1 pseudogene is annotated in these 12278 nt (G+C 75.6%); it reads left to right on the forward strand.

The annotated features are described in order from the left end of the window. Positions 1–12278: pseudogene (locus FGF04_RS35610) on the forward strand (amino acid adenylation domain-containing protein); the annotation flags it as partial.

Here is a 12278-nt window from a genome sequence, read left to right on the forward strand (position 1 = left end):
CGGCCGGGACCTCGGCGAGCTGTACGCCGCCGCCCGCGGGGACCGCGCCCCCCGGCTGCCCCACCTGCCCGTCCGGTACGCGGACTTCGCCGCCTGGCAGCGCGGCCGCGCCGGGGAGACGGACGAGCAACTCGCCTACTGGCGCGCGGCGCTGGACGGGATCACCCCGCTGGAGCCGCCCACCGACCGCCCGCGTCCCGCCGTACGCGCCCGCAACGGAGCCCTGGTGACCTTCACCCTCCCCGCCGCGCTCACCGAACGGCTGCGCGCGACGGCACGCGAGGCCGACGCCACCCTGTACATGACGCTCCTGACGGCCTGCACGGCCCTGCTCTCCCGCTGGACGGACCAGGAGGACATCGCCGTCGGCACGGTCACCGCCGGCCGCGAACGGCCCGAACTCCACGACGTGGTCGGCATGTTCGTCAACACCCTGGTGCTGCGCAACCGGGTGGAGCCCGGACTGTCGTTCCACGCGCTGCTGGAGCGGGTCCGCACCACCGTCCTGGACGCGTTCGCCCACCAGGACGTGCCGTTCGAGAAACTGGTCGACGCCCTCCAGCCGGAGCGGGACACCAGCCGCACCCCGCTGTTCCAGGTCATGGTCGCGCTGCACAACCTGGGCGCCGAGGCACCCGCCCTGCCGGGCCTGGACGTCGAACCGCTCACACCGCCCGTCCGGCACGCCGCCTTCGACCTCGCCTTCGACTTCGTCGAGAGCGACGCCGGGGTGACCGGCCACCTGGAGTACGACACCGACCTGTTCGACCCGGACACCGCCCGGCGACTCGCCGTACGGCTGCGGTTGCTGCTGGAGGCGGCGACCGCGGAACCGCACCGGGACGTCCGCGCGCTGCCGCTGCTGACGGACGCCGAACAGCGGCAGGTGCTCGACGAGTGGCAGGGCGGCCGGCTGCCCGTGCCGGACACCTGCTTCCCCGCCCTGTTCGAGGCGCAGGCGGCCCGCACCCCGCACGCCACCGCCCTGGTGGCCCGGGACGCCACGCTCACCTTCGCGGCCCTGAACGAGCGCGCCAACCGGCTGGCCCACCACCTGATCGCGCTGGGCGCCGGCCCGGAGCGCGTGGTCGCCGTCCGGCTGCCCCGCACCTCGGACCTGCCGGTCGCCGTGTTCGCCGTCCTCAAGGCGGCCGGCACCCTGCTCTGCCTCGACCCGGACCTGCCCGAGGAGCGCACGGCGTTCCTCCTCGCGGACGCCGCCCCGCACACGGTCCTGACCCCGGACGCCCTGCGCCGCACACCCTGGGACGACCTGCCCGCCCACGACCCCACCGACGCCGACCGGACCGCCGCGCTGCACCCGGACAACGCCGCCTACATCGTCTACACCTCCGGCTCCACCGGCCGCCCCAAGGGCGTCACCGTCGCCCACCGCCACCTCGTCAACCTCTGCCACGACCACCGGGAAGGACTCGTCGCCCCGCACACCCCCGACGGACGACGGCTCAAGGCCGCGCTCAGCGCCTCCTTCTCCTTCGACACCTCCTGGGAGGGGCCGCTGCTGCTCGCCCTGGGCCAGGAGGTCCACCTCGTCGACGAGGACGTACGCCTGGACCCGGAGGCGTTCTGCGCCCAGGTCGACGAGCGGGAACTGGACCTGGTGAACGTCACCCCGTCCTTCCTGCGCGAACTCACCGCCGCCGGACTCCTCGCCCCTGGCCGCCACCACCCGCGCCTGCTCCTGGTGGGCGGCGAGGCCGTCGGCCCCGACACCTGGGCCGACCTGTGCGCCGCCCAGGACGACCTCGGCGTCACCGCGTACAACATGTACGGCCCCACCGAGACCACCGTCGACGCCGTCTACGGCCGCTGCACCGACCACCGGGCCCGCCCGGTGATCGGCCGTCCGGGCCGCAACCTGCGCGCCCACGTCCTCGACCGCGCCCTGCGCCCGGTCCCGCCCGGCGTACCGGGCGAGCTGTACCTCGCCGGGGCGCAGGTCGCCCGCGGCTACCTGAACCGGCCGGGCCTGACCGCCGCCCGCTTCCCCGCCGACCCGTTCGGCGCGCCGGGGGAGCGGATGTACCGCACCGGCGACCGCGCCCGCTGGACCACGTCCGGGCTGCTGGAGTTCCTGGGCCGGACCGACGAGCAGGTCAAGATCCGCGGATTCCGTATCGAGCCCGGCGAGGTGGAGGCCGCCCTGCTCGCGCTGCCGGACGTCACCGACGCCGCCGTGGCCGCCCGCGAGCACGCCGGACGCACCCTGCTGGTGGCGTACGTCGTGCCCGCCGGGGAGCGCGCCCCCTCCGCCGACGACCTGCGGGTGCGCCTGCGGCGGACCCTGCCGGACCACATGGTGCCCGCCGCGTTCGTGCCGCTGGAGCGCATACCGCGCACCAGCAGCGGCAAGACCGACCGCCGCGCCCTGCCGGCGCCGCCGAGCCGGCCCGACAGCGGCACGCCGTACGTGGCGCCCCGTCCCGGTACCGAGGAACGGCTGGCCGCCCTCTGGGCCGAGGCGCTGGGAGTGGAACGGGTCGGCGCGCGGGACAACTTCTTCGCGCTCGGCGGCGACTCCATCCTCAGCATCCAGATCGTCTCCCGCGCCCGCCGCGCGGGTCTCGCCCTCACCACCAAGGACGTCTTCCGCCACCAGACGGTCGCCGAACTCGCCCTGTGCGTCGCCGAGTCGGCGCCCGGGGCGGAAGGTGGCCCCACCGCTGACACCGCCGACACCGACAGCACCGACGGCACGGCACCCGCCGAGGCGCCGCTGTCTCCCATCCAGCGCTGGTACCTCGACGCCCGCCGCCCCGGCGACCCGATGCGCTTCACCATGACCCAGCGCCTGGAACTGGCCACCGGCACCGACCCGTCCGCGCTGGAACGGGCGGTCGAGGCCCTCGTGGATCGTCATCCGGCCCTGCGGACCCGCTTCCGGCACTCTGAGGGCTCTGAGGGGTCTGAGGACTCCGGGGACTTCGGGCACTCCGGAGACTTCGGGGACGGCTGGTACCAGGAAGTGCTGCCGCGGGCCCCGCACGGCGTGTTCACCCGCCACGACGCGGCGGACCTGGACGCGCCGGCACTGGAGGCCGAGGTGCAGCGCGCGGCGGAGACCGCGCAGGCGTCGCTCGATCCCACCGAAGGCCGGGTCGTACGCGTCCTGCTGTTCGACCGGGGCCCGGAACGTCCCGCCCAACTCCTCCTCACGGTCCACCACTTGGTCGTCGACGGCGTCTCCTGGCGCATCCTCCTCGGCGACCTGGAGAGCGCCCACCGCGCCCTCGCCGCCGGACGCCCCGCCGCACTCGCCCCGGCCGGCACCGCGTACGGCCGCTGGGCCCGGCGCCTGGAACAGCACACGCGCTCCGGCGCCCTGGACACCGACCTCCCCTACTGGACGCGCACCGCCGCAGCCCCCGCCGACCTGCCCGCCGGACGGCCCGGGCCCAACACCCACGGCACCGCCGCCACCCTCACCGTGACGCTGGACCCGGAGGAGACCGAGGCACTCCTGCGCCACGTCCCCGACGTCTACCGCACCCAGGTCAACGACGTGCTGCTCAGCGCCCTGGGCCGCACCCTGGCCCGCTGGCGCGAGCACGACACCGTCCTCGTCGGGGTCGAGGGGCACGGCCGGGAGGACCTGTTCGACGACGTGGACCTGTCCCGCACCGTCGGCTGGTTCACCGCCGAGTTCCCCCTCGCCCTGACCGTCGCACCCGAGGCCGACTGGCGCACCACCCTGCGCTCGGTCAAGGAGCAGCTGCGCGCCGTGCCGCTGCACGGCCTCAGCCACGGCGCCCTGCGCCACCTGCTGCCGGACGGCCCGCTCGCGAACGCCCCGCAGCCACAGGTCGGGTTCAACTACCACGGACGCTGGGACGCGGGCGGCGGCGCCGGGGGCGGGCTGTACCGGGCGGCGCTCCCCCCGGCCGGCCGCGACACCGACCCGGACGAGCCCCGCCCCTACCTGCTGGACATCACGGGCGTGGTCCAGGAAGGGCGGCTCGAACTGGGCTGGACCTACCCGGCCGCCGTCTACGACGAGCCCACCGTGCGGCACCTGGCCGAGGAGATGTGCGCGGCCCTCCGCGACATCGTGGCCCACTGCGCCGAGCCCGGCGCGGGCGGCCGCACCCCCTCCGACTTCCCCCTCGCGGGCCTGTCCCAGCGGCAGCTCGACCACCTGGTGGGCGACGGACGGCAGGTGGCGGACGTCCTGCCGCTGACGCCCCTGCAGTCCGGCATGCTCTTCCACGGGCTCGTCGACACGGCCGGCGCCTACTTCGACCGCACCGCCGTACGGCTGACCGGGGTGGCCGACCCGGCGGCGTTCGCCACGGCCTGGCAGCAGGTCGCCGACCGCACCCCGGCCCTGCGCACCGGCGTCCACTGGCAGGGCCTGCCGCACCCCGTGCAGGTCGTCCACCACCGGGTGGAGCTGCCGGTCACGCACCTGGACTGGCGGACCCTGACCGGCGAGGAGCGCGCCGCCGCCACGGAGCGGCTGCTCGCCGAGGACCGGGCGGCAGGCATGGAACTGACCCGTGCGCCGCTCACCCGGATCACCGTGGCCGCACTGCCCGGCGACGAGGTCCTGCTGCTGTGGTCCTCCCACCATCTCGTCCTCGACGGCTGGAGCACCGGGCAGCTGCTCACCGAGGTGTGCGAACGGTACGCCGCGCTCACCGGCGGCCACGACGCCGCGCCGCCCGTCCGGCGGCCGTTCACCGACTTCCTGCACTGGCTGCGGGAACAGGACGGGAGCGCGGCCGAACGCCACTGGGCCGACACCCTCGCCGGGGTCACCGACCGCACCCCGCTGCCCTACGACCGCACCCCCGCCGAGGCGCACCGGGCGCGCTCTGCCGAGTCCGTCCACCACGAGCTCGACGCGGACGCGTCCCGGCGGCTGCGGGAGAGCGCGGCCCGCGCCGGACTGACCGTCAACACCGTGGTGCAGGCCGCCTGGGCCCTGCTCCTCGCACGCTCCGGCGGGCGCGACGACGTCGTGTTCGGTACGACCGTCTCCGGACGGCCCGCCGAACTGCCCGGCGTCGACACCATGATCGGCATGTTCATCAACACCGTGCCGACCCGGGTACGCGTCCCCCGCGCCGGGTCCACGGCGGACTGGCTGCGCGGCCTGCAGGAACGGCAGAGCGAGGACCGGCGCTTCGACTTCCTCTCCCTCGCCCGCATCCAGTCGCTGACCGGCGTCCCCGCCGGGCAGGCCCTGTTCGACAGCATGGTCGTGTTCGAGAACTACCCCGTCGACGAGTCGGCCGCCGCCCGGACGGGCGTGGGCGTGGCCGAGGTGCGCGCCGACGACGCCACCACCTTCCCGCTGTGCCTGCGCGCCCACCTGAGCGACCGGCTCGGCTTCGACCTGGCCTACGACCCCGCCTTCTTCGACCGCACCACGGTGGAACGGGCCGCGCGGCGCCTGGCCGTCCTGCTCGTCCGGCTCGCCGATGGCCTCGGCGAGGTCCGTGAGGGCACTCGTGACGGCGCCTATGACGGCGCCTATGACGGTTCCCGTGACGGCGCCCGTGACGGTGACGTCGGTGCGCTCGAACCGCTCACCGCCGAGGACTGCCGACTACTGGAGGAGTGGAACACCACCGCCCGCCCGACGCGGCCGCGCAGCCCGGTGGACCTGTTCGCCGAGCAGGTCCGCCGCACCCCGGACGCCCCCGCCCTGAGCGACGGCGACCGGCGGGTGACCTACCGCGAACTCGACGGCTGGTCCGACCGGGTGGCGTCCCGGCTGCTCACCGCCGGCCTGGCCCCCGAGGACGGGGTGGCGCTGCTGATGGACCGCTGCGCCGAACTCGTGGTCGCTCAGCTGGCGGTCCTCAAGGCGGGCGGCGCCTACGTGCCCGTGGACGGCCGCGCCCCCGAGGAGCGGCGCCGGACGATGCTCGCGCGGGCGGGCGTCCGGGTCCGGCTCACCACCGAGGAGGTCACCGCGGCCCGCCATGCCCCGGAGGCCACGGCGGGAACGCCCGCCGTACCGGCGGACCCCGACCGCCTGGCGTACGTCATGTTCACCTCCGGCTCCACCGGACTGCCGAAGGCCGTCGCGGTACGCCACCGCGACGTGGCGTCGCTGGCCACCGACAGCCGCTTCGCCGACGGGGTCTGCGCCCGGGTCCTGCTGCACTCACCGGTCGCCTTCGACGCGGCCACCTTCGAGGTGTGGGCACCTCTGCTGACCGGCGGCTGTGTGGTGGTGGCCCCTGAGCGACCGCTGGACGCGGCCCTGCTGCGGCAACTGATCGGGCCGGACGCGCGGACCGCCGGCGAGGCAACGCCCGACTCCGCCGACGCCGGATCGGCCGGTCCGGTGGACGTCGCACCGACCGGTCTGGTCGTCGCCGGACCGGGTGGCTCCGTCCACGACGGCGACCGCCGAGCCGGGAGCACCGGCCGCCGGGACGGCACCGTCCGCCCGGGCGGTGGCGGCCTCACGGCCGTGTGGCTGACGGCCGGGGTGTTCCGGCTCCTGGCCCAGGACGCGCCGGACTGCTTCGCGGGGCTGCGCCAGGTGTGGACCGGCGGGGACGTCGTGCCCGCGGCGGCCGTGCGCCGCGTCCTGGCCGCCTGCCCCGGCCTGACCGTGGTGGACGGCTACGGGCCGACCGAGACCACGACCTTCGCCACGTCCCACGCCCTCGACGACGCGGCGGCCGTCCCCGACGCCGTCCCCGTCGGACGCCCGCTCGACGACAAGCGGGTCCACGTCCTCGACTCCCGGATGCGCCCCGTCCCGCCGGGCTGCGCGGGCGAGTTGTACGTCGCCGGCGAAGGCGTCGCACGCGGCTACCTGGGCCGCCCCGGCGACAGCGCACGCCGCTTCCTCGCCGACCCCCTCGGGCCGCCCGGCACGCGGATGTACCGCACCGGTGACCTGGCCCGCCGTCACCCCGACGGCACGGTCGAGTTCCTGGGCCGCGCCGACGACCAGGTGAAGATCCGCGGCTTCCGGGTCGAGCCCGGCGAGGCCGCGGCCGTGCTGGCGGCCCACCCCGGCGTCGCGGACGTGGCGGTGGTGGCGCTGCGCCTGCGCGGCCGGCTCGACACGCGGGCCCTCGCGGCGGCCCTGGACGGGCTGGTGACGCGGCACGAGTCGCTGCGCACCACCTTCGACACCGTGGACGGCCGGGGCGTGCAGATCGTGCACCCGCCGCGTGAGGTGCCGCTGCCGCTCGACGACCTGTCCGACCTGTCCGAGGGCGACCGCACCGCCCGCCTGGAGAAGCGCCTCGCCGCCGACCGGGCCCTCCCCTTCGACCTGCGCGCCCACGCCCGCCGCTCGCTCCCCGACTACCTGGTGCCCGCCGCCTTCGTCCCCCTCACGGCCCTCCCGCTGAGCGGCAACGGCAAGGTGGACCACGCCGCGCTCCCGGCTCCGGAGGCGGGCACCGGCCCGGAGCGGGGCACGCACCGCGCACCGCGCACCGACGCCGAACGCCGCACCGCCGAGGTCTTCGCCGACGTGCTCGGCGGACGACGGCCCGACGGGCAACTGCCCGGCATGGACGACGACTTCTTCGCGCTGGGCGGCGACTCCATCCTCAGCATCCGCCTCGCCTCCCGGCTGGCCGAGGAGTTCGGCACCCCGCTCTCCCCGCGCGACGTGTTCMCCCACCCGACACCCGCCGCACTCACCGAACTGCTCACCGACCTGCTCACCGGGGACCGGAGCGCCGACGCGGCACGCCCCGCCGTCGTGCCGGTGGCCCGGGACGCGACGGCACCGATGTCGTACGCGCAGCAACGCCTGTGGTTCCTGGAGGAGTTCGCCCCCGGCGGCACCGAGTACGTCACCGCCCTGGCGCTGCGCCTGCGCGGCCGGCTCGACACGCGGGCCCTCGCGGCGGCCCTGGACGGGCTGGTGACGCGGCACGAGTCGCTGCGCACCACCTTCGACACCGTGGACGGCCGGGGCGTGCAGATCGTGCACCCGCCGCGTGAGGTGCCGCTGCCGCTCGACGACCTGTCCGACCTGTCCGAGGGCGACCGCACCGCCCGCCTGGAGAAGCGCCTCGCCGCCGACCGGGCCCTCCCCTTCGACCTGCGCGCGTCCTGACCCTCACCCTGCACCACATCGTCACCGACGGCTGGTCGACCGCCGTCCTCACCGGCGACCTCGCCCACCTCTACCGGGCCGCGCTGGACCCGGCCACCGAGCCCCTGCCGCCGCTTCCGGTCCAGTACGCCGACTACGCCCACTGGCAGCGCACCGCGAGCGGCAGCAAGGGACAACTGGCGTACTGGAACGAGCGGTTGAGCGGCATCGAGCCCCTCGACCTGCCCACCGACCGGCCCCGGCCGCCGATCCGCACCCGGTCCGGCGCGACCACCCGGCTCACCCTGCCGCCCCGCACCGCGCGCCGCCTGCGGCAGGTGGGCAGCGCACGGGGGACCACCCTCTTCACCACACTGGTCGCCGCCGCGCAGACCTTCCTCGCCCGGGTGTGCGGCAGCCGGGACGTCGCCGTCGGCACCGTCACCTCGGGCCGCGACCAGGCCGAGGTCCAGCAGCTCGTCGGCTTCTTCGTCAACACCCTGGTCCTGCGCTCGCAGGTCGACACCGGGCGTCCCTTCGCCGAGTTCCTCGACGACGTTCGGCAGACCGTGCTGGACGCGTTCGCCCACCAGGAGGTGCCGTTCGAGCAGGTGGTGGACGAGGTGCGCCCGGTGCGCGACACCAGCCGCACCCCGCTGTTCCAGGTGATGGTCGTCCTGCAGAACACCCCGGCCGCCGACCTCGACCTGCCGGGCCTGGAGGTGTCCGCCGTCGAGACGGAGCTCCAGCACGCCGCGTTCGACCTCACCCTGGAGTTCGCGGAGGCGGACTCCGGGGCGCTGGACGGCCTGCTGACCTACAACACCGACCTGTTCGACGCGGCCACGGCGGAGCAGCTCGCCGGTCAGCTCGCCACGCTGCTGTCGGCCGTGGCCGACGACCCGCACCGCCCCCTCGGCGCGCTGCCGCTCGCCTCCGACGACGAACTGAAGGACCTCCTTGAGCAGGGACGCGGCACCGCCCAGCCGGTGCCGGTGGCGACACTGCCGCAGCTGTTCGAACGGCAGGCGGCCGCCACCCCCGACGCCGTGGCCCTGGAGGACACCGCGCGGGAGCTGACGTACGCCGAGGTCGACCGCGCCGCCAACCGGCTCGCCCACCGGCTGATCGCCCGCGGGGTCGGCCCCGAGGACGTCGTGGCCCTCGCCCTGCCCCGTACCGCCGAGACGGTGGTCGCACAGCTCGCCGTCGCCAAGGCGGGCGCCGCCTTTCTGCCCGTCGACCCGAACTACCCTCGGCAGCGGCGGGAGTTCATGACCACCGACGCGGGCGCCCAGGTGATCCTCGACGATCCGGCACAGGTGTGGGGAACGCGGGCGGAGACGGGGGCGGCGGACGGCCCGACAGCCCCGCGGACACCGGACGCCCCGGACAGCACCTTCATCGCCGCCGACCCCACCGACACCGCGCCCACCGACGCCGACCGCACCACCCCCCTCACCCCCGACCATCCGGCGTACGTCATCTACACCTCCGGGTCCACCGGGACCCCGAAGGGCGTCACCGTGACGCACCGGGGCCTGGCGGGCTTCACCGCGGCCGCTGCCGAGCAATACGCGGCGGGCCCCGGCGACCGGGTGCTGCAGTTCGCCTCACCCAGCTTCGACGCCTCCGTCCTCGAACTGTGCGTCTCCCTGCTCAGCGGCGCCACCTTGGTCACGGGGGAGGAGGGGCCGCTGATCGGCGAACGGCTCGCCCAGGTGCTCGCCGGGCGCCGCATCAGCCACACCCTCATTCCGCCGGCCGCGCTGGCCACCGTGGCCCCGGAGACCGCCGGGACCCTGCCGCACCTGCGCACCCTGATCGTCGGCGCCGAGGCGTGCCCCGCCGACCTCGTGGAACGGTGGGCGCCCGGCCGCCGCATGATCAACTCCTACGGGCCCACCGAGGCCACCGTCGTCGCCACCTGGACCGGTCCGCTGACCCCGGCGGGCAGCGCGCCGCCCATCGGCGGCCCGGCCGGCGCCACCCGCGTGTACGTCCTCGACGCGGCCCTGCGACCCGTGCCGCCCGGCGTGACGGGGGAGCTGTACGTGGCGGGGCCGGGGCTGGCCCGCGGCTACCTCCACCGGCCGGGCCTGACCGCCCGGCGGTTCGTCGCCGACCCGTTCGGCGCGGCGGGAGAACGCATGTACCGCACCGGCGACCGGGTGCGCCGGGGCGCCGACGGCGCGCTGCGCTTCGTCGGCCGCACCGACGACCAGATCAAACTGCGCGGCTTCCGCATCGAGCCGGGGGAGACGGAGAGCGCGCTGCGCCGCAGCCCGCACGTACGGGACGCGGTGGTCGTCGTCCGTACCGACGGCCCGGACGGGCGACCGTCCGACCACCACGGACGACTGGTGGCGTACGTCGTCCCCGCCACCGCCACCGCCACCGCCGATGACGAGGGCACCGGCGCGAGCGCCGAGGCCCTGCCCGTCGCCGCCCTGCGCGAGCACCTCGCAGGACTGCTGCCCCCGCACATGGTGCCGGCCGTGTTCGTGCCGCTGGAACGGCTGCCGCTCACCCCCAACGGCAAGACGGACCGCCGGGCCCTGCCCGCCCCGGGCCCGGCGCACACCGCCGGGACGGGCCCGCGCACCGCACCCCGTACGGACACCGAACGACGCATCGCCGGTGTCTGGGCCGACGTCCTCGGCGTGGCGGACGTCGGCGCGGACGACAACTTCTTCCACCTCGGCGGCGACTCGATCCTGAGCATGCAGGTGGTGTCCCGGCTGCGGCGCGAGGGCCTGCACCTGGCCACCCGCGACCTGTTCACCCACCAGACGGTCGCCGAGCTGGCCACCGTCGTCGGCACGGCTCCGCAGCGCACCGGCGACGGCCCGGCGACCGGCGCGGTGCCCCTCACCCCGATCCAGGAGTGGTTCCTGACCACACCGCGCGCCGACCACACCCACTTCAACCAGTCGGCGCTGCTGGAACTCGACGGCGCGCTCGACCGGACCGCCCTGGAGACCGCCCTGGACGCCCTGCTGGAGCACCACGACGCCCTGCGCATGCGCTTCACCCGGGACACCGACGGCTGGCACCAGTTCAACCCGCCGCCGGAGGAGACGAAGGGGCTCCTCGTCCACCACGACCTGTCGGGCCTGCCGGCCGGGGAGGCCGCCGCGGCCATGGAGCGGGCCGCGGACGGCCTGCACACCGGGTTCGACCTCGGCCGGGGCCCGCTGCTGAGGGCGGCCCTGTTCACCGGAGTGGCCGGTGCGAACGCCTCCGACGGGGGCGAGGGCGAGGACACGGGCGAGGTCGAGAGCGCGGGCGGCGCATCGGTGTTCCTCCTCCTGGTCGTCCATCACCTGGTGGTGGACGCCGTGTCCTGGCGCATCCTCGCCGACGACCTGGAAGCCGCCTACGGGCAGGCCGTGCGCGGCGGCCGCGTCGAGCTGGGGGAGCGCACCACCTCGTTCCACGACTGGGCCCGCAGGCTCGCCGGGCACGTCGCCGAGGGCGGCCTGGACCACGAACTGCCGTACTGGGAACAGGCGGTGACCGCCGAACAGCCGCAGGCCCCGACCGAACCCGGTGCGGACGCCCGGGAGGCGGGCGCGTTCACCGTCGAACTCGACGAGGAGGACACGGCGGCCCTGCTGCGCGCGGCGCCGGCCGCCTACCGCACCCGTGTCAACGACGTCCTGCTGGCCGCGCTGGCCCTGGCGCTGTCCCGCTGGACCGGCAGCGACCGCGTCCGCCTGGACCTCGAAGGCCACGGCCGTGAGGACCTGCTCGACGACGTGGACCTCTCCCGCACGGTCGGCTGGTTCACCACCGTCCACCCGGTCGCCCTCCAGGTGCCCGAACCGCACTGCCCGGGACCCGACCGCGACTGGCGTGCCCTCGTGAAGTCGGTGCGCCGCCAGCTGCGATCCGTACCCGGCAACGGACTGGGCTTCGGCGTCCTGCGCACCTTCGGACCGCCCGGGGTACGCGAACGGCTGGGCGCCGCCGCGCACGGCCGGGTGGTCTTCAACTACCTCGGCCAGTGGGACGCGCGCCCCGCCGGCTCCGAAGGCGGCCTGATCCGCGCCGAACACGGCTCCTTCGGCCAGGACCACGACCCCCGGGACAGCGGTTCGCACCCGCTGGAGGTGGTCGGCGCGGTACGCGACGGACGCCTCGCCTTCACCTGGCACCACCGCTCCGGGACGGCCRATCCGGCGACCGTGCGGCGCACCGCCGAGGAGTTCACCGAAGCGCTCCGCCACAT

Origin of the sequence: Streptomyces apricus (genome assembly GCF_008369065.1) — a bacterium.
In the GTDB taxonomy this organism is placed as follows: domain Bacteria; phylum Actinomycetota; class Actinomycetes; order Streptomycetales; family Streptomycetaceae; genus Streptomyces; species Streptomyces apricus.